We start from the raw sequence: 25,223 nt of genomic DNA, 5'->3' as shown, positions 1-25,223 counted from the left end.
ATTTATAGGTTTGTTTTAGGCGACATTGTAAATACATAATCCTTAAATTGATAAGAAATTAGAATGAATTACAAGAAGCATAGCAATGTGTTATTGTAGGAATATTGATGTATGAGAGACTTATTTGACAAAATTTATAAGGACAAAGGTCCTTTAGGTAAATGGGCAGAGCAAGCAGAGGGATATTTTGTGTTCCCAAAATTAGAAGGGCCTATTTCTAACAGAATGAAATTTAGAGGTAAAGATGTGATTACCTGGAGTATTAATGACTACTTGGGTCTTGCAAACCATCCAGAAGTACGTAAAGTAGATGCTGAAGCAGCTGCAGATTACGGTTCGGCGTATCCAATGGGAGCACGTATGATGAGCGGTCACACTACATTACACGAGCAATTGCAGACAGAACTTGCTGCATTTGTAAATAAGGAAGCGGCCTACCTTTTAAATTTTGGTTATCAGGGTATGGTTTCTACCATAGATGCTTTAGTTTCTAAAGATGATATTATCGTTTACGATGTTGATGCACACGCCTGTATTATAGATGGTGTACGCCTGCATATGGGTAAACGTTTTACCTACAAGCACAACGATATTGAAAGTATCGAAAAGAATTTACAACGTGCAACAAAACTTGCTGAGCAAACTGGTGGAGGAATCCTTCTTATTTCAGAGGGTGTTTTTGGAATGCGTGGTGAACAAGGTCGTTTAAAAGAAATTGTTGAGCTTAAAGAAAAATACAATTTTAGACTGTTTGTTGACGATGCACACGGTTTTGGTACTTTAGGTGCAACAGGTGCCGGAGCAGGAGAAGAGCAAGGGATACAGGATAAAATAGATGTCTATTTTGCAACATTTGCTAAGTCTATGGCAAGTACTGGAGCCTTCATTGCTGCAGATAAAGAAATAATAGATTATTTAAAGTACAACTTACGTTCTCAGATGTTTGCAAAATCATTGCAGATGCAGTTAGTTGTGGGTGCATTAAAACGTTTAGATATGTTACGTTCTATGCCAGAACTACGCAGTAAGTTGTGGGAGAATGTAAATGCTTTACAAAGCGGTCTTAAAAAACGCGGATTTGATATAGGTACTACTCAAAGTTGTGTGACTCCTGTATATTTAAAAGGTAGTATACCTGAAGCAATGGCATTAGTAAAAGATCTTCGTGAAAACCATGGTATTTTTTGTTCTATAGTAGTTTATCCTGTTATACCTAAAGGATTAATCTTACTAAGATTAATACCTACAGCTTCTCATACATTAGAGGATGTTGAAGAAACTTTAGTTGCATTTGATGCTATTAGAGAGCGTCTTGAGAATGGAACATACAAAAGGTTATCTGCAGGAGTACAAGCTTCAATGGAAGCATAAACAATTCCTGTAAGAAACAATATATAGAACCCGATTCAGTAATGACTCGGGTTTTTTTAGATTTAAGAATTAATTTACCGTATGCGTTTTAAATTCTTTTTGTTTTACTTCTGCTTTTAAAAATGACACAAAACACAAATCAGATTTAAACCTTTTCAAAACAAGTTTGAGAAAAGCAAGACCTGAATTTAAATTTGACATCTTATGCTTGTAAGATTCCTGTTAAAATAATTATAGAAGCTCTAAATTTTCTTCAGAGCAATTGAAGCAATTACTTAAACACTACTTTCTATATTTCTCGATTTGTTAAATAAAAATCAATTATTTAACAAATTCAGTCTATAAATAACTTCAGAAAGCTCTTTTAACGCTATGTCTATTAAGCGTTTTATCATTTTCAACCCTTTTAATTTCAATTGTCACGTCATTAGCCTATCCGCAGATGTTATATGTCGAAATTCTTTCTCTCAACATTGATTTATAAACAACTTTATTGTGAATTAAAATTTTAATAATTAATTAACTCAAACTTAAACAAGATGAATATAAAGCTAAAGTACATGCTTGGGTTTGTTTTGCTACTCTTTATACAAGGGGTAGTTGCACAAACCGTTACCGGTACGGTAACAGACAATACCGGTATGCCGCTTCCGGGTGCAAATGTGATCGAGAAGGGTACAAGTAATGGTGCTTCTACAGATTTTGATGGAAATTACACTATTAACCTAACAACTGAGAACGCCGTACTAACATTCTCTTCTTTAGGCTTTGTATCAAAAGATATTACAGTGAATAGTCAACAGACTATTAATGTGCAGATGGAAGAAGATGCACAACAACTGGGAGAGGTGGTAGTAACAGCGCTGGGGATTAAGAGAGAAAAGAAAGCTATAACTTACTCTGCTCAGAATATTGAAGTAGATGAGGTATCTGAAGCGAGATCATTAAACGTTGCAAACTCACTTTCTGGTAAAGTTGCAGGTCTTAACTTTTCTACTACTTCTAATGGTGTAGGTAGTGCTTCGAGAATCACTTTACGTGGTAACCGATCACTTACAGGAAATAATCAGCCATTGTATGTAGTTGATGGTGTGCCTATAAGTAGTGGAGCAGATGCTCGTGATCCTAACATTGATACAGGTGGAACCACCCAGCCTAGTGGTATTGCAAATATTAATCCTGATGATATTGCAAGCATTAGTGTATTAAAAGGTCCTTCTGCAGCTGCTCTTTATGGTACTAGAGCTAGTAATGGTGTTATTGTAATTACAACTAAATCTGGTACAGGATCTCAAGGTACACGTATTACGGTATCTTCTAACTTTATGGCTTCTTCTGCATATAACTTACTTGATTTACAAAACGGATATGGTCAGGGAACCAATGGTGTTTATGTTGCAAATTCAAGCTCTAGCTGGGGTGGTAGGTTAGATGGTAGTCAGGTTGAAGCTTGGCAACTTGTTAGAAATCCTAATTATGATGGCCCTGCTACCTATGCTTACAGGCCGCAGCCAGATAATGTTATAGATTTTTTTCAGACTGGTTATAATCTTGCAAATACAGTATCTGTAACTACGGGTACAGAAAAAACTCAAGCTTATTTCTCTTATACAAATACTACTGCCGAAGGAATTGTAGGGGGAAACAAACTAAATAGACATAATGCCAATTTACGTTTAAACAGTAAGCTTACCGATAAGCTTTCACTTGATGTTAAAACCAATTATATCATACAGGATATAGATAATTTATTAAGAACAGGTGAAGAGTCTGTAGGTACTTCAGCATATTTATTACCACGTAGTTTACCTTTTGATCAATATAAAGACTTTGAATATGTTGATGCTGCAGGTCTATTGCAAACCAATTACTTTTTAGATGAGGTAGGTGCTCCGGGAGGAAATCCATATTGGTCAGCTTTACGTGATGACGACCGTACAGACAAAACCAATAGATTTATAGGTCTTACTTCGTTAAAGTATGATTTTACTGATAAATTAAGTTTGCAAGTGCGTACTGGTATAGATCAGTCTACCGGTAAAACCTTTAGAAATAGATATGCTACAAATGCATTTAATAATAATTTAGGCTCTTACTCTGAATATTATGAGACTGTACGTGAGTTAAACTCTGATGCACTTTTATCGTATAATACAGATTTTGGAGATTTTAGTTTAAGTTTAAATGCAGGTGCAAACATATTAAAGCAAGAAAGTACTTCTTTAACTTCTGGCGGTGTATTAAGTAAGCGTAACTTTTTTGCATTGCTTAATGTAGAATCTTTAAACGCGACTTCTGCTAAAAGAGAAAAGCAAATCAACTCTTTATATAGTTTTGCTCAACTAGGATATAGAAATCGATTATTCTTAGATGTTACAGCTCGTAACGACTGGTCGTCTACACTACCAGAAGCAAACAGATCATTCTTTTATCCTTCTGTAGGTCTTTCAGGTGTGATTTCTGAAATGGTGGAGTTGCCAGAATTTATTACCTATGCAAAAGTAAGAGCTTCTTATGCTGAAGTAGGTAATGATACCGATCCTTATCAATTAAGTCCACAATTATCGTATATAGGTGGAAATGGTGGTATGCTTTATGGGCAAACTACAGCTGCAAATCCTAATCTTAAACCAGAAATTTCAAATTCAGTAGAATTTGGTGCAGATTTTAGATTCTTAAGTAACCGATTGGGATTAGATTTTACTTACTTTAAAACCAATACCAAAAATCAAATTTTTAGTATCAACACACCAGAATCTTCAGGTTATTCTAAAGCAGTTGTTAATGGAGGTGAGATACAAAATAGTGGTATAGAGATTACGCTAAATGCAACCCCTATAGAAACAGAAAATTTCTCCTGGGATATACTGGCAAATTATGCTTCTTACAATTCTGAAATTATATCAATATTTGAAGATAGAGAAGAGCTGGTTTTAGGAGAAGGTAGATTGGTAAGAAGTAAAGTTGTTAAAGGCGGCCAATATGGAGATTTATATATTAAAGGTTTTCAAAGAAATGACGCTGGAGAGATTATAGTAAATTCTGCAGGTATTCCTTTAGCAACAAACAGTTTTGATGTATTGGCTGGTAACTTTAATCCAGACTGGACGGGTGGTTTAAAGAACAGTTTTAGATACAAAGATTTCTCTTTGAGCTTTCTTATTGATTTAAGAATAGGTGGTGAGGTAATTTCTTATACTCAAGCTAGACAAGCAGGTCTGGGAGTAAATAGCCTTACACTAGCAGGTCGTGAGAATGGTCTTGTTGTAGATGGTGTAGTAGCAAATGATGATGGTTCTTTTTCTGAAAACACAACAAATATAAGCGCAGAGCAATACTGGACTGCTATAGGTCAGAGAACTCCTATTGCAGAGCCTTTTGTATATGATGCTACAAACATTCGTTTAAGAGAGTTGGTTCTTGGTTATGCAATGCCACAACGTATGTTAGAAAATTCTCCATTTAAGAGCGTTAACTTTTCTCTAGTAGGTAGAAATTTATTCTTCTTACTTAATGAGGCAGAATTTTTTGACCCAGAGCAAGGAGCAGGTACTGGTAATTTACAAGGTATAGAATCCTTTAATATCCCATCTACAAGGGATTATGGAGTAAGTGTGAAATTTGGATTTTAATAAAAATATACGATGAGAAAATATATAAAATTTAAAGCAATTGCTGTCGCCATTTTAGCCACTGTAGCTTATGGTTGTACAGAAGATTTTGATGAAATTAATACTAACGACAATGCGCTAACTGAAGATCAGTTAGACGCAAGTCTTGCCGGTGCAGCCTTTGCCGCTGCTCAATATAGTGGAATTCATAATGGATCGTATTCTTCACCGGGAGTAGATGATCAAGGTACCTGGGGTATAGCTACGGGTATTATGTCGTCAACCTTTGTGCAGTACCTTAATGCAGGTTTTAGTACAGATCGTAATGCTTTTGGAGGTTTTGAATCTCGTGGATGGTTAAGATTTTACACAGTTGCAGTTCCTGCACTCAATAATGCATTTAAAGCTGCAGCAGGTGATGAAGAGGCTCTGGCGATTTTAAAAATATGGAAAGTGTTTATGTTTAATCAAATGACAGACCATTATGGTCCTATTCCATATACAGAAGCAGGATCGGGTAAAGAGTTTGTTCCTTACGATTCTCAAGAATCTATGTATGAAGATTTCTTTAATCTTCTTGATGAGGCAAATGCAACACTAAGTGCTTCTACCAATTCAACAGCTGCTTTATTTCAGGTTTCAGATAGAATATATGATGGTAATATTGAGAAGTGGAATGTCTTTGGAAATAGTTTACGACTACGTCTAGCATTGAGAATATCTGATGTACAGCCAGATAAAGCAAAAACTCAGGCAGAATTGGCAGTTGCAAATGGTGTAATGTTAAACAATTCTGAGAGTGCTTATTTTGAAGTGAGTAATATAACTCCAAATAACTTAAACATGATTGTTAATAGCTGGGGTTATGTTATGACAGCATCTATGGAAAGTTTATTAAAGGGATACAATGATCCAAGACTATCAGTATGGTTTGTACCTGCTACAGATGGTGAATATAGAGGTCAGCCAGCAGGTGGATTAAACGACCAGTTTGGTACTACACCATTTTCAAAATTTAATGATGCTGTATTGGGGAATGATTACCAGGAGACTAAAGATATTGAGATTATTATGGCCTCAGAATCTTACTTTAATAGAGCAGAAGGTGCGCTTAATGGTTGGAATATGAATGGTAATGCGCAAGATCTTTATGAAGAAGGTATTCGCTTATCTATGAACCAGTGGGATATTGACGATGCTCAAGCTATTCAGGATTATATAAGTGGTACTTCTACTCCGGTAGTTCCTGTTATTAAGAATACGTATCCTGATCTAGACTTAGATACACCTCCTGTTTCTCAACCTGTAGCCTGGTCTGATAATGAAGCTAATCAACGCACACAAATAGCAGTTCAAAAATACCTGGCATTATTTCCAGAATCTTGGGAATCCTGGGCAGATTTAAGAAGAACAGACGAGACTGTAATTTACCCATTATTAAATACAGACAATCAAGATGCTGGTGTAGGGACAGATTTAATGAAACGAGTGATTTATGTAACTAACGAGATTTCTTCAAATCGAGAGGCTGTCAATGAAGCTGTTAATTTGCTAAAAGGTCCTGATACTGGAGGAACAAAACTTTGGTGGGATGTCAATTAAAAATTGAAATTTTATTAGCCAATTATATTTAAAACTAAAACGCCTTAATCATAGATTAAGGCGTTTTTATTTATCACAAATTAAGCTATTAACTTTGACCCAAAAGCTCTTGCATTTTGGTTTGAAGTGCTTCTCCTCTAAGATTTTTTTCGATGATAATACCGTTCTCGTCAATTAAATAAGTTGCCGGTATTGCACTTACTCCATATTTGCGAGCTACAGGATCTTGCCACTCCATTAAATTAGAAACGTGATACCAATCCATTTGATCATTTTCAATAGCGGTTAACCATTTTTCTTTAGCTTCTGCGCGATCTAGAGAAACGCTAATAATATTTAATCCTTTATCGTGGTATTTGTTATATACTGCAACAACATTAGGATTTTCTTCGCGACATGGTTTACACCAGCTAGCCCAGAAATCTATAATTGTATATTTTTTACCCATTGCTTCAGTTAAAGATAATTGAGAACCTTCTGGGGTGGGAGCTGTAAAATCTGGCGCTTTGTTGCCTACTTCTGCCTGAGCAGCTGCGGTTTCTGCTGCCTTCAGCTGCGCAATCATTTCGCTTAATTTTACACCTTTGTCTGCTTCCTGAAGCCCTTTATCAAGACTGTTAAAAAGGCGCTCAGCTTCAGTAGCCTCAATGATACGTGTGCCTACCAGGTCAGATAAGATAATTACACTTACAAACTCACCAGGATGCTCTTCTACTAATTTTATACGTCTGCGTTTATCTGCATTGTTTATAGCTTCAAATTCGTTACGTATTACTGCAACTTTAGAGGTGTCCCCACTTTGCATGGCCATAGATCCTTCTTGTTGTAGTTTTTGCTTTTCTTTATTTGAGCTAACTACATCATCATAGTAAACTTTAAAAAAATCATTCTCTGCACCACCTTTAATTTTAGACGTATATAAACTGTCTTTATACGCATCAACAGTAATTTCTAAATTTTCAGCAATAAGAATAATATTACCCTGTAAGTTTTCAAAACTTAGAATTAGCATTTCTGGGCTAGTTACCTGATCGGGATCAAAACTGAATTTACCTTCCTTAACTACAGTGGTATCAACATTTGCAAGTCTGTTATTTTCATCTATTTTTTGAAGAAATACATTGGTGCCGTTTTTAATATCTGGAGTTGTGCCAACAATCTTAAAATCAGCTTCTTTAGAACAAGATATAAGTAAAAGCGCAGTTGCTAGTACTAAACAAAATTTATTCATTTGTTATTTTTTTAATTTAGGCTGCAATATACGGGATTTTGTAATTTTATAGAGGTCTTGTCGGGGTTTTCATATACGTACAGCTTTTGAATATTAATAAGATAGTATTTGTAAGTTTAATTGTTTGTTAAAGACTAACTCAAGAGTCATTATCATTAGATTTTTGACTACTTTATATACTAAATTGTGCTGAACATGAATGATTTAAAGAATTTTCCATTTATTGTTGAATTGAGTTTTTCTAAGGTTTTAGAGATGCTCGAGAAACGTATGGAACAATCTAAGAGCACAATTACAAAAAATTATCTGCAGTCAATTATTGATTACGCTGCTTCCTACCCAGAACTTATTGAAGGTATTGATGATTTTGATAATCTTGATCAATATCAGGAAGCCACGACTATATTGCTCGATAATTTGTTTCCTGCTGTATTAACGCGCAATGAAATTAAGTCTGCCTCTATTCCTTTTCATAATGTTTTGTTCAATCCTACAAAGCGATTCTCTTCTATATTAAAAAATGCAGGTCCAGATTTTAATTTTGAGTTGCGTAATCTAGATCAAGAGTCGTTATATCTAATGGGTTGTGTAATCATTTTGAATACATACTATAATTATGATATAGATTTTATCAAGCCTATGTATTATGATATTCCTGATAAAAATGGAATATGGAGAAGCTACCGGGCGACGATGAATGCAGATTTTATATATCTGGAACCTACCGAAAATGCTGTTGAAATCACTCAGGAAATAGCAGAAGAATTAATTACCAATGTAGATGATTTTGAGATGTGGGAGAAGTATTTTCCACCGCAAAGTTGGAAGATGAAGGGAATTGCAATTTTAAGTCTTACAGATGTAACTATAGATGATTCTATATCTGATTTAAAAAGCACCTTGCTTTCTGATAAATCTTTTAAAGAAGGTAGTGTAAAGCATTTTACTGAAATATTTCAGTCCATTTTTAATATTCCCAACCTACGGGTAGGCTTTACTGAATTCAATTCTGAAAATGACAGTTTTGTCAAAATGGATGGTAATCTTGCCGAAAGTTTTATTTTGAATGATGAGCTTAATAGCAAGTGTAATAATTGTATGTGTGAGGGGTCTTATAATGCCTTAGTACGTGATAAAAAATACTTTGTAATACCAGATACTGAAAAGTATGCAGATAAAAGTGAACATAGTTTACTTGCTGAAAATCTGCTTAGTCAAAATATTCAAAGCTGTATTTTAGCTCCTATAGCTAAAGGAAACAAACTACTGGGTATTCTAGAATTAGCATCAGACGAGCGTAATAAATTACACAGTTTAAATGCAACAAAGCTTGATGAGGTAATGCCATTTATAGTATCAACTCTTGAGCGCAAGCGTTTTGATTTAGAAAATAGAATAAAAGCTGTAATTCAAAGTGAGTGCACCAGTATTCACCCCAGTGTTCTCTGGGTTTTTGAAGAAGAAGCTAAGCGTTTTATAGCCAATCAAGACGATGGTAAATTTGCTTCATTTAAAGATATTTCTTTTGAAGATGTATATCCTTTATACGGGCAAATAGATATTGTAGGATCTTCAGATGAGCGCAATAAATCAATTCAGAAAGATATTTTGATTCAGCTTAATATGGTAGATTCTATATTAAATCTTGCTTTAGAAGTAGCGCCTATGCCTATTTATGAGCAGGTAAAATTTAGAATAGAAGAGTTTACCCTTAATATAGAGAAGTCTTTAAACGCAAGTGCAGAGAATGAGGTTTTTACTTTACTTCAGTCTGAAGTAAATCCACTCTTAAATCATTTAAATACTAATATCCCCGAATTAAAAGAAGCAATTAACACCTACAAAGAAGCTATAAATACAGAAACCGGTTTGATTTATAGAAACCGAAAAAACTACGATGATACGGTACAGTTGATTAACCAGAATATGGCAACTTTCTTAGATCGCAGGCAACAGGAAGCACAGCTTATTTTTCCGCATTATTTTGAGCGTTATAAGACAGACGGTGTAGATCATAACATTTACATAGGTGCATCAATGACACCTAATAATAAGTTTAATAAGGTTTATTTGTATAATTTGAGATTATGGCAATTGTGCACGATGTGCGAGATGGAAAACAATTTCTATCACAAACAGGAAGGAGCAGAGTTGCAACTTGATGCAGCATCTTTAATTCTGGTTTTTAGTACGACCCTGTCTATAAGATATAGAATGGATGAAAAGAAATTTGATGTGGACGGAACGTACAATGCACGTTATGAAATTATCAAAAAACGTATTGATAAAGCTTTAGTAAAAGGTACAAATCAACGCGTTACTCAGAAGGGACAGATTGCGATTATTTATTCTCAGGATTCTGATGCTGAAGAATACACGCGTTATATTAAGTACCTGCAACGTAAAGAATATCTGGGCCCACAAATAGAATATGTAGAGCTAGAGGATGTTCAGGGAGTTGTAGGATTAAAAGCGATACGTGTTGAGGTTTTATATACGTCAAAGCTCCCTCGAAAGGGAGCTGAAGAGACAATTACGTATGAAGATTTAATGGAAATTCTAGATTAACCAGAACGCCATTATAAAACTGATTACAGATACAATAATACCTACCATAAACACGGTGTAGGTTTTTCTCAGAAGCATATATTTTTTATTAAGCACGACGCCTAATAGATATAAATCTTTAGTAAGGGCCTCATAGATGTAGTCTTTATCATAGATGATTTCATTAATCGCCCATTGGTATTGATCGTACTTCATTTTATGAAAATTTCCAAAGAATAGAATATTTACCTGTTTTTTCTTTACCTGCTCACGTGTAAATTCACCGCTAGTCACATTAGGGCGTGTAGAAAGGATAGACATTATTATAGATGCTACACTAAAAACAACAAGAATTAAAGTTGGTATTAGTAAATGACGGTTACTTGGTGCGTCCAATTTAGGAATCATATTAGACAGTGCGAGCGAAATAATAATCGCATTTACAGAAAGTAGTATGTTTGCCTTCGTATCTGCAATGTCACTTAATTTTATATGGTTCCGTAAGGTTGTTCTATAAAGCGTTTGTACACCTCTATCTGGGCTTTCATCTTTATATTTAGCTTTTAGCTTTGCTTTGATTTCTTCTTTTTTATACTTCTTTCGTTTCTTTTTAACCTTTTTAAGAAGATCAATTAGGTTTTCATCTTTTTGGCTTTTCCAGTTGCGTGCTGCATAATCTGTATAAAAACGATGTTTGTTTGTAAACATCTGTATATTTTCTTCGCGCCATTCATCTGGAGAGAATTTTTGAGTATTAGTAAGTATTAATTCTTGTCTCAAAAATTCACTGGTTTGTGCATAATAATCTTTAGCAAAATGAGAAGCATCTGCATCCTTTAGAATACGCTCCAGGTCATTTTTAGGTTCAACACCCATTTTTGTAGAAGCAATTAATTCTACTACCATAGTTTGTACCTCAGAGTCGATCTCTTCTGAAGTCATGAACCTTTTTGCAATCTCAATACTGGCATCTTCATGATTTTCTCTGTTCTCAACATAACCAGTATCATGCATCCATGCGGCTAGTAATAATGCCTCTTTCTGTTTAACATTAATTTGAGAATTTTCGACGATTTCTTTAGTACTTTTAACAACTCTTGCGGTATGATTATAATTGTGATACAAGTAGCTATTAGGAAGCTTTTCCTTAAAAAGTTCTAAAACAAATTGATCTGCTTTTGAGATAGATTTCGAAATATTTTCTTCAGATTCAGGCATATATTTATACATATTAAAGTGAAGGAAAAGTACAAAAAAGAATTTCCAATAATATTTTCATGACAAAAAATAACATAGTTCTAACACTTCTTGCATCCCTTGTTTTATCAGCGTGTGCGACTTATACGACAAGATATAAAGCAGATGTTGAGCAGGGTCTTTTTCCTTCTTCTAAAGAAATAGAAAATACCTTCTATCTAATTGGCGATGCAGGTGATGCAGAATTAGGAGAAAGTACAGTAGGTCTGGAGTTATTTAGAAATTATTTGAAGACTGAAAAAACTAAAGGAACTTTTGCCATCTTTTTAGGTGATAATATTTATCCTGTAGGAATGCCACCTAAGTCTGATGCCGGTAGAGCTCTTGCACAACACAGACTAGATGCTCAGGTAGAATCATTAACAGAGTATGAGGGCAAGGCAATTTTTATTCCCGGAAATCACGACTGGTATAATGATGGTTTAAATGGCCTAAATAGAGAAGAAGATTATCTAAAGGAAATTACAAATAACGAAGATATTTTTTTACCTAAAAATGGATGCCCTTTAATGAGCTACGATCTCAATGATAAGGTGCATATGATCATTTTAGATACGCAGTGGTATCTTGAGGATTGGGATAAAAACCCTAAAATAAATACGAAGTGTGATAACATAAAAGATCGTGAGAAGCTTTTTGTTGAGTTAGAAAGTGAAATAAAAAAGAACCAACAGAAAACGACACTTATAGTAATGCATCATCCTATGTATACTAACGGGGTGCACGGAGGTAAGTTTGCTTTAGACAAGCATTTATACCCCTCACAACAAAAAATACCACTTCCTATATTAGCATCTCTGGTAACACAAATACGCACACAGGGCGGGGTTTCTAAGCAAGATCGTTTTAATGAGAAGTATAATGAATTGATGAAAAGGATTCGGGTATTGAGCCAAAGCAGTCCTAAACTCTTATTTGCTTCAGGTCATGAGCACGGACTTCAATATATAGAACACGAGGAGGTGCGTCAAATAGTTTCAGGATCTGGTTCTAAATCGTCTTACGCATATTTAGGTAATGACGGTTTGTTTAGTTCAGACTATGAAGGTTTTTCCGTATTTACGGTATTTAAGGATGGCTCATCCTGGGTTCGGTTTTTTGGTCCAAATGCAGATACAGGAAAGTTGGAGCTAATTTTTCAGAAAGAAGTTTTTCCACCTACAGAAATAAATGATTATTCAGGTTTAACAACTCAATTTCCTAAAACTGTGCAGGCTTCGGTTTATAATGTGGAGGATACAGATAAGTCTGATGTTTTTGATAAAATCTGGGGAGAGCATTATCGAGATGTGTATGGTAAAAAAGTTACTGCGCCTGTAGCGCTTTTAGATACATTATATGGCGGTCTTAAAGTCGTACGACAAGGTGGTGGTCACCAGACAATTTCGTTAAGACTTCAGGATAAAAGTGGTAAAGAATACAATATGCGCGCTTTGCGGAAAAGTGCCGTTCAATTCTTACAAAAGGTTGTTTTAAAACAAAACGCAGATGTAGAAGAAGATTTAGCAAATACATTACCAGAATCTTTAATACAGGATTTTTATACAGCGGCACATCCTTACGGAGCTTTTGCAATACCACGTTTAAGTAGTGCAGTTAATGTTTTAAATACAAACCCCAGGCTGTTTTACGTGCCTAAGCAACCTGCTTTAAAGGAATATAACGAAGATTACGGCGATCAGCTTTATATGATTGTTGAGCGACCTACAGAAGAATTTGATGGTGCTGTTTTTAATTACCCTGATGATATAGAGAGCACAGATGATATTCTTAATAAACTACGCAGTGACGAAGATAATATTATCGACGAGCCGGCTTACGTACGTGCGCGTATGTTTGATATGCTTATAGGTGACTGGGACCGCCATAACGATCAGTGGCGCTGGGCAGAATTTAAAGACAAAAATGGTAAAGACGTTTATGTGCCTATTCCTCGTGATCGGGATCAGGTTTTTACAAATTTTGATGGAGCTATTTTAGATATTGCACGTACTCTTTTTGGTGCAGCACGCCAGTTTCAGGTCTATGATGAGAATCTTAATGATATAAAATGGTTTAATAATGCAGGGGTTAAACTAGATAGAGCACTAGCACAACAGACAGACCGCGCAGAATGGGTTGCAGAGGCAGCATATATTAAAGAACATATTACAGATGCAGTGATAGAAGATGCTTTTAATGATCTTCCTGCAGAAGTGCGTTCTGGAAAATCTATAGATCAAATAAAAACCAGTCTTAAAGGACGCCGCGATAATCTGGTTGATATAGCAAATACATTTTATGATTTTCTTGCAGAATTGCAAATGGTTACCGGTACAGATAAAGATGACTATTTTGAAATTACACGAGAGAATGACCAGACAACCGTAAAGGTGTGGAGAATTATAGATGGGAAAAAAGAAGAATTGATTAAGAATCGTACGTATTTAACTAGTGAAACTAAACAATTATGGATTTACGGTCTTGACGATGATGATGTTTTTGAAGTAGTAGGGACAGGCAGAGATCCTATTTTTATGAGAATTATAGGCGGTCAAAATAATGATGTGTATAACATTAAAAATGGTAAGCATTTAAAGGTTTATGACCACGAGAGTCTACCCAATACCATCGAAGAAAAAGGTGGTGCTAATTTTAGACTCACAGACGTTTACGATTACAATACCTACAATTATAAAAAGCAAATTTTACGCACAAACATCATCACACCGGCTTTTGGATACAATCCTGATAACGGGATAAGCCTTGGTTTATCTGATGTGTATACGGTTCAGGGATTTAACCAAAATCCTTTTTCACAACAACACCGTTTTAAAGCTGGGTATTTTTTTGCAACCAGCGGGTTTGATTTGAGCTATGAAGGAGAGTTTGCAGGTATACTAAACAACTGGAACTTAATTTTAGGAGGGCGTTATACCACTCCTAACTTTGCTTTGAATTTCTTCGGTTATGGCAATCAGACTGAAAATTTTGATGACGAACTCGGTCTTGATTATAATCGGGTGCGTTTAAGTCAGGTGGAAGCTTCGGTAGGATTACTTAAAAATTCAGACTATGGTAGTACTTTTTCAGTACGTGCATTATTTCAAGGTGTTGAAATTGCAGATAATGAGCTAAGATTTGTAGATACGGTAGATGAGGTCATAAAAGATGAACGTAAAATTTTTGCGACTTTAGACGCAAGTTATGAGTACCATAGTAAAGATAATGCACTTGCGCCTTCCCGTGGTATGGATTTTATTTTGAATGGTGGTCTGACAAACAGTCTAACCGAAACAGGTAGACGTTTTGCATATTTAAATCCAAGTCTTGGTTTTTATAATGCGATAAGCGCAAATAGAAAATTGGTCTTAAAATCTACGGCGCGGGGTCAATTTAGATTTGGTGATAATACAGAGTTTTATCAGGCAGCGGTTTTAGGTCAAAATACAGGATTGCGTGGGTATCGTTTTCAGCGATTTAATGGCGAGCGTTCATTTTCTGCTTCGGGTGATTTAAGATATGCGTTTGATACGTTTAAAACCGGTTTCTTACCTCTACAGGTAGGCATCTTTGCAGGATATGATGTAGGTAGAGTGTGGTCAGAATATGATATGAATTCTAAGATTTGGCACGATTCCTATGGTATAGGATTTTGGGTAAACAGCGCAGATGCGTTAAGTGGTACCTTTAATCTTTTTAGATCTGAAGAAGGCTTCCGGGTTTCTTTTGGATTTGGATTTAATTTTTAATTGAAAATTTCGCCGAAAGGCATATAACTAATTATGGAAAATATTGATATAGATAACGTGGATAAGCCAGATCGCGTAGATACGATTAACCTTGAGTATTTAAAATTGAAAGATTTTGAAGAACTAAAGGAAATAATGATTGCGGTATATCCTAATATACCAGACCCTTACTGGAAGAAGAAAGAATTGCAAAAACTAATATCCATTTTTCCGGAAGGTCAGGTTGTAGTTAAAGTAAATGGCGAGATTGCCGGGTGTGCATTGTCAATTATTGTTGATTATGAGAAGTTTAAAGACTCGCATACCTACGCCCAGATTACAGGCAACGAATCCTTTAGTACACACACACCTAAAGGAAATGTACTTTATGGTATAGACATATTTATTGCACACCAGTACAGAGGGATGCGTATAGGTCGCAGACTTTATGATTACCGTAAAGAATTGTGCGAAAACCTGAATCTGGAACGTATCGTTTTTGGAGGTAGATTGCCTAATTACCATCAGTATGCAAAAGACCTTACCCCCAAACAATACATAGAAAAAGTACGCACGCGGGAAATTAATGATCCCGTGCTTGATTTTCAATTGAGTAATGATTTTCACGTAAAACGAATAATTACGAATTACCTGGAAGGGGACAGGCAGTCTAAAGATTATGCAGCTTTGCTTGAATGGGATAATATTTACTATCAAAAGCCCATAAAAAAACCGAATGCTATTAAAACAGTAGTGCGGTTAGGTCTGGTGCAATGGCAAATGCGTACCTATAAAAACTTTGAAGAGCTTATTGAGCAGGCAGAGTATTTTATAGATACTATTTCGGGTTATCGCTCAGATTTTGCATTGTTCCCAGAGTTTTTTAATGCGCCGCTTATGGCCGCATACAACCATCTTTCTGAACCCGATGCGATACGTGAGTTGGCAAAGTACACAGAGCGCATACGCGATCGTTTTTCTGAACTTTCTGTGAGTTATAACATAAATATTATTACCGGTAGTATGCCGTATATAGAAAATGGTACGCTATACAATGTAGGCTTCTTATGCAAGCGCGATGGTACTGTTGAGAAATTTTACAAACTCCACGTTACACCAGATGAGGCTAAAGTTTGGGGTATGACTGGTGGTGATGCTTTAAAAACATTTAATACAGACTGTGGTAAAATAGGAATACTAATTTGTTATGATGTTGAGTTCCCTGAATTGAGTAGAATTCTTGCAGATGAAGGAATGGATATTCTTTTTGTTCCTTTTCTTACAGATACCCAAAACGGATACAGCCGGGTACGTCATTGCGCACAGGCACGAGCGATTGAGAACGAATGCTATGTTGCGATTGCAGGTAGCGTAGGTAATATACCTAAAGTACATAATATGGATATGCAGTTCGCACAAAGTATGGTACTTACTCCTTGCGATTTTCAGTTTCCTACTAATGGGGTAAAAGCAGAAGCTACACCTAATGCAGAAATGATTCTTGTTGCAGATGTAGATCTAGATTTACTAAAAGAATTGAATCAATTTGGAAGCGTGCACAATCTTAATGACCGTCGTAAAGATTTATTTCAGCTGAAACTTTTAAAGAAAAAATAATATTAAAATTCAAGACTTAAAAAAGAGTGTATTCCCTAGAATACGCTCTTTTTTAGTTTCTTATAGGAAGTAATTGATAATGGTCATCATCTACTTCTTCAACCTTGTAAGTATTAAAAAGCCAGGAACTTTGGTCTTCATTCAATTGCATTTTCGCATCTCTTTCAAATGTTTTGTGCACACGTGCATTTGTAAAATCGGCGCCTTTCAAAGTGGTTTTAGAAAGACTTACGTTACGTAAATCTGTTGTGGCCAGATTTGCTTTTTGAAGATTGCCGTGGTCCAATATAGCATTTTGTAAATCTGAATTACTCAAATCTGCATTTTTAAAACTTACATAACTTAAGTCTGTGTCAGACATTGCAGCCTTGTGCAGCGTTGCTTTTTCAAAATCTGTACCGTTAAAACTTGAGTTTCTCAAATCTGCAAAAGAAAGGTCTATTTCAATTAAATCTGCCTTCTTAAGTGCGATATTACGCAATTCAGAATAGGTAAAATCGAGTCGCTCAAGTAGAATTCCATTAGCTCGTGATCTGGCGCTATTTCTTAAATTTATTCCTGTTTCGAGAAGTGAGATTAACAGATAGCCGCGTTCTGGGCTTACAATGTTTTTGGTTAAACTGTCATTTTCGAGATAGCGATAAGGTTTTAATATTTTACTCAAAGCAATTAATCTGCCGGCCGTGGCATCATTCAACTTATTCTGTGGGTCACGAGCAACTTCATCATTAATTTCTTTCAGCATATTATCCATTAACAAAAGCGTTTGTCCACGACGGTCTGCTTCCTGTAAATAAGTTTGTTGATCAAGACGGTTATTTTGCTGTCTAAACATTTCGCTTTGTCCTGTAATTAGCGTGTTTTGTTTGGCAAGGTAATAAGTTTGAAAAATAAGAAGAATAGAAGGGAGAATTGCTGTAATTACCAGCAAAAAACCTACACGAGTAAGCCGTATTATTATGCTTGTTAGTAAGTCTGAAAGCGTATCTCTAGAGACGCGTTGCTGTTCTGCCATCTCCTCGAGAAAACGTTCTATACTTTGTTTAAGCTGGGAACCCAGTACGTAACCGGAAGATCTTTTCAGAAAATTCCAGCCCAGACTTCGGCGTTTTTTCTTTCGTTTCTCTTGCTCACCAAGTATGGATTTTAGTTTTTCATTTTCAGCCTTTAAAGATTCTATTTGCTCAGGAGTCATAGTATAGCATGCTTTTGTGCTAAAATACTATAAAACGGAATTGAAAGAAGATTGTTGTAAGTGCTAATTCAACTTAAACTGAAATTTGAAATCTAATATAAATTAAATTCATATAGATTTCCACCCGTTTGAGCTCTTATCTCATCAACTACATATAGCGTAGAATCATTTTTAAACGTAACACCTTCTTTTCTTGAAGTATTTCCGAAGGGAATAGATTCCACGTAGCCGGAGAAAAAATTATCATTCTTAAATCCTGAAAATTTAATCACTTTACTTGATGTTAAAAGAATCAGGGTTTTTCCATTAGGAGATAAAGCAGCTCCTGTAATTGCGCAGGTTTCTAAATTATCACAAACGGTGTATTTTGCTATAAGTTGAGCCTCATAGGCGCCTTCTCGTGCCGGTAACTTATATAATTTAGTAATACCATCAAAATTGCGACTTCTATTACGGGTGAACATATAGAGATAAGCATCTTTATAAATAAGCGCTTCAATATCAAAATTAAGGTCTCTTAAATTAGGTGGGTATTCTTTCTGATCAGAAAGTGTGAAAACAATTTTAGATGCACTAAGTGTATCAGAATTTTTTATTGAATTTTTAAAGTTGTCTAGAATGTAAATGAATTGATCTTTACGGTCATTTTCATTATTGCCTGTATCTGAGATATAGAGGTTACCAGCATAATCTGTAGCTAAATCTTCCCAATCTTCATTAGGTGCATTTTTAATTACGATTTCACGTCTAATTTCACCGGTTTTAGTAATGCCATAAATACTATTAGGATTTCCGTGATCTGCGATAGCATAAATAAGTGAATCATTGCTAAATGTAGCAATACCCGAAACCTCAGCAAGATCTCGGGTGAGACTACCTATTTTAGTTAACTCGCCATAATTTTGGCAACTAGTAAAGCTTACCAATAATAAAGTTACGAGTATATACTTGATATTGATCATTAGCTTTCCTGGCTAAAATCTGAACCATTAGCGTTTGAAATGTTTATAGTTTCAGACCTAAATTTATTTTTACCAAAATCTAATGTACGTATTGGGAATGGTATATTAATATCATTAGCATCAAACGCTTTTTTAATGGCAATAATAGCTCTATCCTGTGCTACCAGCATATCTCTACGCTTAGTAACAGGAAACCAAAAACGCGCAACAAAGTTTATAGAACTGTCTCCAAACTCTTCATAGAAAAATTCTATTTCCTCGCCGGGAGATTGCTCAAATTCTGCTGCTAACGTCTCTAAGGTTAATTTTTTTACTTGCTCTAGATCAGACTCATAACCCACACCACAATTTATAAAAACACGTGATCGTGCAGTCTGACTCCAGTTTTTAAAAGGAGAATCAACGATGTTAGAGTTAGGTATAATAACATAATTATTGTCAGACTGCTTTAGTGTGACATTACGTAAGGTAATCTCATCTACGAATCCTGAATAATCGTTAGATTCTACCCAATCACCCAGTTGTAGTCTGGGCATAAAGCTAAGTATAACACCACTAAATGTATTGTTAAGCGTTCCCTGTAAGGCTAGACCTATGGCAAGACCTACAACACCGGCACCGGCCAGTACAGAGGTAAGAACTTTATCCAGATCCATTATACCTAATGCAACAAAGAAGCCTACAAGAACAGTAACCGCAAAAGAAGTTTTACCCGCCATTACGCGTATAGAATCTTGCTTAACTGTGCGCATTAAGATTCTGCGCACAAATTTTGAAACATATTTAGCAAGAATCCAAAAGGCGATAAAAACCAAAACGGCTATTACAAAATTAGGAAGTCTTAAAATAAAGCTCTCACCCCATCCCTGTAATTTATCTACTAGTTTATGAAAATCAAATCCGGCAAATACCCAATCCTTGTCACCTGCTTCTTGTAAAATATACATATAGTGTTTTTAGTGTTGTTTAATAATTTACGATTTTTTGTGGTTTGAAGTTTTGTTCATTTTCCAAGTATCTAACATCCAGCTTGTTTTTTCCAATTCTCTAATGTAGGCGCCTAACAAGTCTATAGTTCCTTCATCACCGCCGGCATCTGCAGTTTCGACAGTTTTGCGCATTTGAACAAGTAAAGTGCCGTGGTCTTCGAGTAAAACTTCAATCATTTCACTATCCTTAATTTCACTCGGCGATTCTTTAATTTCAGACATTTTAATATAATCGCTCAAATTGCTTACCGGTTGAAATCTTAGCGTAAGAATGCGCTCAGCAACTTCATCAATTTTTATTAATGTATCGTTATACATTTCTTCAAATTTAATATGCAGATCAAAGAAATTTTCACCAATAATATTCCAATGAAAATTTCTTAATTTCTGGTAATATAGGTGATAATCAGCGAGTAATATGTTTAACTCATTAACGGTTTTTTTCGTTTTAGCTGTATCTAGATTGAGATAATTCATAGTATTATGTATTTTTTGTTTCAGTCAAATTTACCATTGTTAACCCCTATAAAATAGCAGTAGTTACCGTTTAATATAAATTTAACGACGTCAGGATAAATATGTTAAATCTTCCCAAGTAATTGGTAACTACAACCTTATGTTAATAAATGTTAAGTTTGAATATAGGCTGGACAAAGTCTATATTCGTAGATGACAAAATCATCCCCCTTATGATCTATTCAGACGTTTTTAATTTTGAAGATAAGTTGGTCCTGGTAACTGGCGGTGCAGGATTTATTGGTTCTCATTTAGTAGAAACCCTTCTCAATTTGGGTGCACGCGTGCGGTGTCTCGATAACTTTTCAACAGGAAAGCTAGAAAACATTTTAGAATTTAAACAAAATCCATTGTTTGAATTGATTGAAGGAGATATAAGAGATTATGAAACGTGTCTTGCTGCAACTGCAGATTGTGATTTTGTAAGCCATCAGGCTGCGTTGGGATCTGTTCCCCGTAGTATCGAAAACCCTCTACTTACACACGCAGTAAATAGTACAGGTTTTTTAAATGTTATTGATGCCGCACGAAAAGCTAAAGTAAAAAACTTTGTTTATGCAGCTAGCTCTTCAACCTACGGAAGTTCAAATGCATTGCCTAAGATAGAAAGTGAATTTGGAGAGCCGCTTTCTCCTTACGCCTTGACGAAACTAGGTAATGAAAAATATGCCGCAGTTTATAAGAGAACCTATGATTTTAATAGCATTGGGTTAAGATACTTTAATGTTTTTGGTCCGAAGCAGGACATAAACGGTTCATATGCTGCAGTAATTCCAAAATTTCTTCAGGCTTTAATTAATCATCAAGCTCCTGTAATTAATGGTGACGGATCATTTTCTCGTGATTATACCTTTATAGAGAATGTCGTTCAGGCAAATTTGCTAGCTTTGGCAGCAACCAGCGACTGTGTTTTAAATGAGATTTATAATGTGGCTTGTGCGGCACAGACTTCTCTTATAGAACTGGTAAATTTATTAAAACACAGATTGCTCAATTACGATACTACAATACAGGATTTACAGCCTGTTTTTGGACCAGAACGTGCAGGAGATGTACCTCACTCACTTGCTTCTATTACAAAAGCGCGCAACTTATTTGGTTATAATCCCGAGTACAGTCTGGCACAAGGCTTAGACATAACGGTTGAATGGTATATAAAAAATTTGAAATCATAAAGAATAATGAGACTTGGTATTATTGGGTTGGGGTATGTAGGGCTTCCATTAGCTCGTTTGTTTGCGACCCGTTATTCTGTAGTGGGTTTTGATATAAACACATCACGTATCGAAGCTTTAAAAACCGGCTATGATCATACCGGTGAACTTGATGCGTACGTGCTTACTTCAGTTTTAAAACAAACAAATACTGAAGAATGTGGTCTTTACTGTACCGCGTCACCAGATGACCTTGCCAATGTCTCTGTATTTATAGTTACCGTACCTACACCAATTGATCAAAATAACACTCCAGATTTAACCCCGTTAATTAAAGCCAGCGAACTTGTCGCAACTTTTTTAAAGGAAGATGACATCGTCATTTATGAATCTACAGTTTATCCTGGTGTAACAGAAGAGATTTGTATTCCAATACTTGAGAAAATATCGGGCTTAAGATATAATGAGCATTTTTATGCAGGTTATTCTCCAGAGCGTATAAATCCCGGTGATAAAACTCATACCGTTGATAAAATAAGAAAGGTAACTTCGGGCTCTACTGAAGAAATCGCCAGTAAAATTGATGCGCTATATGCCTCGGTCATTACTGCAGGTACTTTTAAAGCAGCCTCTATTAAAGTTGCAGAAGCTGCTAAGGTTATTGAAAACTCACAACGGGATATTAATATCGCATTTGTAAATGAACTTGCTAAAATTTTTAATCTTCTCAATATAGATACGCAAGAGGTTTTAGAAGCTGCCGGTACAAAATGGAATTTTCTTCCGTTTAAGCCTGGTCTTGTAGGTGGTCATTGTATAGGGGTTGATCCCTATTATTTGGCTCAAAAAGCAATGCAGGTAGGGTATCACCCAGAAATTATACTCGCGGGGCGTAAGCTTAATGATAGTATGGGGCCTTATGTAGCTTCGCAGGTTGTCAAATTGATGGCTCAGAAGGATATCAAATTAAAAAACAGCGAGATTCTTATTTTAGGAATTACATTTAAAGAAAATTGCCCAGATGTACGCAATACGCGCGTAATAGATATTATAAAGGATTTAAAGGAATATGGTGCAAATGTTTCGGTGTTTGACCCACAGGCAGATGCGCATTTAGTTAAAAAAGAATACGGTTTTGAACTTTTAAAGGAGTTACCAAATAAACGTTTTCAAGCTATTGTTCTTGCGGTAGGACATACCGAATTTGAAAGTCTGGATATCGAAGTCCTAAAAGCAGATAACGCCGTGGTGTATGATGTTAAAGGCTTTTTAAAAGAGGGAGTAGATGGAAGACTCTAAGGATAAAAAACGCGTTCTTTTTGTTTTTGGCACCAGACCCGAAGCTATAAAAATGGCTCCGGTAATTGCAGCTTTTAAGAATGCAGCGTTTTTTAAAACTAAAGTGTGTATTACCGCTCAGCATCGGGAAATGCTGGATCAGGTTCTTGATTTTTTTGAAATTGTACCCGATTATGATTTGGATTTAATGCGAAAAAATCAGGATTTATACAGTTTAACTTCCAGAGTTTTAGAATCGCTTAAAAACCCATTAGAAGATTTTAAACCGAATCTTGTTTTTGTACACGGTGACACTACGACTACAATGGCGGCAAGTCTGGCTGCTTTCTATGCGGGGGCAAAAGTGGGACACATTGAGGCGGGATTACGTACGTTTAATAAACATTCTCCGTTTCCCGAAGAAATGAACCGCCAAATTACCGGCAGACTTACCGACTTTCATTTTGCACCTACGCAACTTTCAAAATCAAATTTACTAGCCGAAAATATAAAAGAAGAAAACATCTTTGTAACCGGTAATACTGTTATTGATGCTCTGCATACTACCGTGCGTAAAGTAGAACAAGAGACGCCATCATTTGCAAAAGATATTCCGTTTTTAGACAAGAAACTAATTGTAATTACAGGACATCGTCGCGAGAATTTTGGATCGGGAATGCGCAGTATTTGCGAAGTATTTAAAGAAATAGCATTAAGCAGGACAGATATTCATCTGGTTTACCCGGTACATTTAAATCCTAATGTACAAAGTGTGGTGTCTGAAGTCCTAAGTGGTATTGCTAATATTTCATTAATAAACCCCTTAGCTTATCCTGACTTTGTTTGGCTTATGAATAAGGCTCATTTTATTGTTACAGATAGTGGCGGCGTGCAGGAAGAAGCGCCGGGATTGGGTAAGCCGGTTTTAGTAACTCGTGATACGACAGAGCGTCCCGAAGCCGTAACAGCCGGCACCGTATTGTTAGTAGGTACAGATCCTGAAAAATTAAAAGAAGGAATTCTAACTTTGCTAAACAACAAGACCGTCTATAACCAAATGAGTCAGGCACATAATCCTTACGGAGATGGCAAGGCGGCACAACGAATTTTTCAATTAGTAAAAGAGCGATTATGAATATTTTAGTCACTGGAGGCGCAGGTTTTATTGGCTCGCACGTAGTTAGACTTTTTGTAAATAATAGACCTCAGGATCATATTTATAATCTTGATGCACTTACCTATGCGGGCAATCTTGAGAATTTGAGGGATATAGAAAATGCTCCTAATTACACCTTTATTAAGGCAGATATTAATGATTTAGAAAATCTAGATGCTTTATTTGCAACCTATAAATTTGACAGGGTAATTCATCTGGCAGCAGAGTCTCACGTAGATCGCTCTATTAAAGATCCTTTAATATTTGTAAAAACGAATATAATAGGCACCGTAAATTTGCTTAATACCTGTCTCAAGTTTTGGCAGGCTCCGTTTACTGAAAATCTATTTTATCATATTAGTACAGATGAGGTTTATGGTTCTTTAGGCGCAGAAGGCTTATTTACAGAGACTACAGCCTACGATCCTAATTCACCCTATAGTGCTTCAAAAGCAGGTTCAGACCATTTTGTACGGGCCTATGGGGAAACCTATAATTTACCGTATATTATAACGAATTGTAGTAATAATTATGGTCAAAATCAGTTTCCAGAAAAATTGATTCCGTTATTTATTAATAACTGTATACATAAAAAAGCTTTACCCGTTTATGGTGATGGCGATTACACACGAGATTGGCTTTATGTGGTAGATCACGCATTAGCTATAGAACAGGTTTTTACTAACGGAACATTAAAAGAAACCTATAATATAGGCGGTTTTAATGAGTGGAAAAATATAGATCTTGTAAAATTACTTTGCAAAATAATGGATGAGAAGTTAAATAATCCCGCCGGTACTAGTGAACAGCTCATTACCTACGTTAAAGATAGACCGGGACATGATAAACGCTATGCCATTGATGCAACTAAAATTAAAGAGGCGTTAGATTGGGAGCCTTCGGTAACTTTTGAAGAAGGTTTGCGTTTAACTGTAGATTGGTATCTTTCCAATTCCAGCTGGTTAGAAAATGTGACCAGTGGTAATTATCAGCAGTATTATGATGCCCATTATTTAAACGCCTAATA

The 25,223-nt window shown here is 35.7% G+C and carries 16 protein-coding genes; 10 read left to right on the top strand and 6 right to left on the bottom strand.

Going from position 1 to position 25,223, the window contains the following annotated elements:
• The first annotated feature begins 111 nt into the window (after positions 1 to 111).
• The 3 genes from P164_RS07905 to P164_RS07895 all read left to right on the top strand — a co-directional run bounded on the left by P164_RS07905 (position 112) and on the right by P164_RS07895 (position 6,584).
• Entirely contained in the window at positions 112 to 1,371 is a 1,260-nt protein-coding gene (locus P164_RS07905; protein WP_028375899.1) for an aminotransferase class I/II-fold pyridoxal phosphate-dependent enzyme, read from the top strand.
• Between the two features lie 539 nt (positions 1,372 to 1,910).
• The gene (locus P164_RS07900; protein WP_028375898.1) at positions 1,911 to 5,003 is read left to right on the top strand and encodes a SusC/RagA family TonB-linked outer membrane protein; all 3,093 of its coding nucleotides are present in this window, start codon (positions 1,911 to 1,913) and stop codon (positions 5,001 to 5,003) included.
• Positions 5,004 to 5,015: 12 nt separating this feature from the next.
• Positions 5,016 to 6,584, top strand: coding sequence for a SusD/RagB family nutrient-binding outer membrane lipoprotein (locus P164_RS07895; protein WP_028375897.1), 1,569 nt, complete (start codon positions 5,016 to 5,018; stop codon positions 6,582 to 6,584).
• Positions 6,585 to 6,672: 88 nt separating this feature from the next.
• Here P164_RS07895 and P164_RS07890 read toward each other — a convergent pair whose 3' ends face one another.
• On the bottom strand, positions 6,673 to 7,815 hold the full coding sequence (locus P164_RS07890; protein WP_028375896.1) for a TlpA disulfide reductase family protein: 1,143 nt from the start codon (positions 7,813 to 7,815) through the stop codon (positions 6,673 to 6,675).
• A gap of 195 nt (positions 7,816 to 8,010) precedes the next feature.
• On the opposite strand from P164_RS07890, the gene P164_RS07885 reads away from it, so the two are divergent.
• On the top strand, positions 8,011 to 10,383 hold the full coding sequence (locus P164_RS07885) for a cell surface protein (protein WP_028375895.1): 2,373 nt from the start codon (positions 8,011 to 8,013) through the stop codon (positions 10,381 to 10,383).
• Here P164_RS07885 and P164_RS07880 read toward each other — a convergent pair.
• Entirely contained in the window at positions 10,375 to 11,580 is a 1,206-nt protein-coding gene (locus P164_RS07880) for a Pycsar system effector family protein (RefSeq protein ID WP_035899425.1), read from the bottom strand. The two genes, P164_RS07885 and P164_RS07880, sit on opposite strands and share 9 nt — an antisense overlap.
• A gap of 59 nt (positions 11,581 to 11,639) precedes the next feature.
• Between P164_RS07880 and P164_RS07875 the strand changes: the two genes are divergently transcribed.
• Both P164_RS07875 and P164_RS07870 read left to right on the top strand, forming a co-directional pair.
• Positions 11,640 to 15,350 carry a metallophosphoesterase gene (locus P164_RS07875; protein ID WP_028375893.1) on the top strand — a complete coding sequence of 1,237 codons (3,711 nt, stop codon included), beginning with the start codon at positions 11,640 to 11,642 and terminating at the stop codon, positions 15,348 to 15,350.
• Between the two features lie 33 nt (positions 15,351 to 15,383).
• Positions 15,384 to 16,946, top strand: a complete 1,563-nt coding sequence (locus P164_RS07870) for a bifunctional GNAT family N-acetyltransferase/carbon-nitrogen hydrolase family protein (protein ID WP_035899422.1) — start codon at positions 15,384 to 15,386, stop codon at positions 16,944 to 16,946.
• A 52-nt stretch (positions 16,947 to 16,998) separates the two neighbouring features.
• Here the strand turns inward: P164_RS07870 and P164_RS07865 are convergent, their stop codons facing one another.
• The 4 genes from P164_RS07865 to P164_RS07850 form a co-directional block, all read right to left on the bottom strand.
• Complete coding sequence (locus tag P164_RS07865; protein WP_028375891.1) at positions 16,999 to 18,141, bottom strand: pentapeptide repeat-containing protein; 1,143 nt, start codon at positions 18,139 to 18,141, stop codon at positions 16,999 to 17,001.
• A gap of 92 nt (positions 18,142 to 18,233) precedes the next feature.
• Positions 18,234 to 19,103, bottom strand: coding sequence for a hypothetical protein (locus P164_RS07860; protein ID WP_028375890.1), 870 nt, complete (start codon positions 19,101 to 19,103; stop codon positions 18,234 to 18,236).
• Positions 19,103 to 20,050: a mechanosensitive ion channel family protein gene (locus tag P164_RS07855; protein WP_028375889.1), complete on the bottom strand. Its 948-nt coding sequence runs from the start codon at positions 20,048 to 20,050 to the stop codon at positions 19,103 to 19,105. The genes P164_RS07860 and P164_RS07855 overlap by 1 nt, the downstream gene beginning before the upstream one ends.
• A gap of 27 nt (positions 20,051 to 20,077) precedes the next feature.
• A complete protein-coding gene (locus tag P164_RS07850) occupies positions 20,078 to 20,569 on the bottom strand; it encodes a Dps family protein (protein WP_028375888.1) in 492 nt (163 codons plus the stop codon).
• A 212-nt stretch (positions 20,570 to 20,781) separates the two neighbouring features.
• Between P164_RS07850 and P164_RS07845 the strand changes: the two genes are divergently transcribed.
• From P164_RS07845 to rfbB, 4 genes are read left to right on the top strand one after another with little or no spacing between them, the layout of a single operon-like run.
• Positions 20,782 to 21,783 carry an SDR family oxidoreductase gene (locus tag P164_RS07845; RefSeq protein ID WP_028375887.1) on the top strand — a complete coding sequence of 334 codons (1,002 nt, stop codon included), beginning with the start codon at positions 20,782 to 20,784 and terminating at the stop codon, positions 21,781 to 21,783.
• Between the two features lie 6 nt (positions 21,784 to 21,789).
• Positions 21,790 to 23,061, top strand: coding sequence for a nucleotide sugar dehydrogenase (locus P164_RS07840; protein WP_028375886.1), 1,272 nt, complete (start codon positions 21,790 to 21,792; stop codon positions 23,059 to 23,061).
• Positions 23,048 to 24,175 (top strand): non-hydrolyzing UDP-N-acetylglucosamine 2-epimerase, encoded by a 1,128-nt coding sequence (gene wecB / locus P164_RS07835; protein WP_028375885.1) that lies wholly within the window; start codon positions 23,048 to 23,050, stop codon positions 24,173 to 24,175. The genes P164_RS07840 and wecB overlap by 14 nt, the downstream gene beginning before the upstream one ends.
• Positions 24,172 to 25,221, top strand: a complete 1,050-nt coding sequence (gene rfbB, locus P164_RS07830) for a dTDP-glucose 4,6-dehydratase (protein WP_028375884.1) — start codon at positions 24,172 to 24,174, stop codon at positions 25,219 to 25,221. The genes wecB and rfbB overlap by 4 nt, the downstream gene beginning before the upstream one ends.
• The last annotated feature ends 2 nt before the right edge of the window (positions 25,222 to 25,223 follow it).

This window comes from Leeuwenhoekiella sp. MAR_2009_132 (assembly GCF_000687915.1).
Lineage (GTDB): Bacteria > Bacteroidota > Bacteroidia > Flavobacteriales > Flavobacteriaceae > Leeuwenhoekiella.
This window is presented reverse-complemented; position numbering and strand designations above follow the sequence as displayed.

Bases quoted from the DNA above. Each gene is read 5' to 3' on its own strand.
- P164_RS07890 (WP_028375896.1), bottom strand. From the start codon at position 7,815: ATGAATAAATTTTGTTTAGTACTAGCAACTGCGCTTTTACTTATATCT.
- P164_RS07875 (WP_028375893.1), top strand. From the start codon at position 11,640: ATGACAAAAAATAACATAGTTCTAACACTTCTTGCATCCCTTGTTTTA.
- rfbB (WP_028375884.1), top strand. From the start codon at position 24,172: ATGAATATTTTAGTCACTGGAGGCGCAGGTTTTATTGGCTCGCACGTA.
- P164_RS07860 (WP_028375890.1), bottom strand. From the start codon at position 19,103: ATGATCAATATCAAGTATATACTCGTAACTTTATTATTGGTAAGCTTT.
- P164_RS07855 (WP_028375889.1), bottom strand. From the start codon at position 20,050: ATGTATATTTTACAAGAAGCAGGTGACAAGGATTGGGTATTTGCCGGA.
- P164_RS07900 (WP_028375898.1), top strand. From the start codon at position 1,911: ATGAATATAAAGCTAAAGTACATGCTTGGGTTTGTTTTGCTACTCTTT.
- P164_RS07895 (WP_028375897.1), top strand. From the start codon at position 5,016: ATGAGAAAATATATAAAATTTAAAGCAATTGCTGTCGCCATTTTAGCC.
- P164_RS07885 (WP_028375895.1), top strand. From the start codon at position 8,011: ATGAATGATTTAAAGAATTTTCCATTTATTGTTGAATTGAGTTTTTCT.
- P164_RS07870 (WP_035899422.1), top strand. From the start codon at position 15,384: ATGGAAAATATTGATATAGATAACGTGGATAAGCCAGATCGCGTAGAT.
- P164_RS07845 (WP_028375887.1), top strand. From the start codon at position 20,782: ATGATCTATTCAGACGTTTTTAATTTTGAAGATAAGTTGGTCCTGGTA.
- P164_RS07865 (WP_028375891.1), bottom strand. From the start codon at position 18,141: ATGACTCCTGAGCAAATAGAATCTTTAAAGGCTGAAAATGAAAAACTA.
- P164_RS07840 (WP_028375886.1), top strand. From the start codon at position 21,790: ATGAGACTTGGTATTATTGGGTTGGGGTATGTAGGGCTTCCATTAGCT.
- P164_RS07905 (WP_028375899.1), top strand. From the start codon at position 112: ATGAGAGACTTATTTGACAAAATTTATAAGGACAAAGGTCCTTTAGGT.
- P164_RS07850 (WP_028375888.1), bottom strand. From the start codon at position 20,569: ATGAATTATCTCAATCTAGATACAGCTAAAACGAAAAAAACCGTTAAT.
- wecB (WP_028375885.1), top strand. From the start codon at position 23,048: ATGGAAGACTCTAAGGATAAAAAACGCGTTCTTTTTGTTTTTGGCACC.
- P164_RS07880 (WP_035899425.1), bottom strand. From the start codon at position 11,580: ATGCCTGAATCTGAAGAAAATATTTCGAAATCTATCTCAAAAGCAGAT.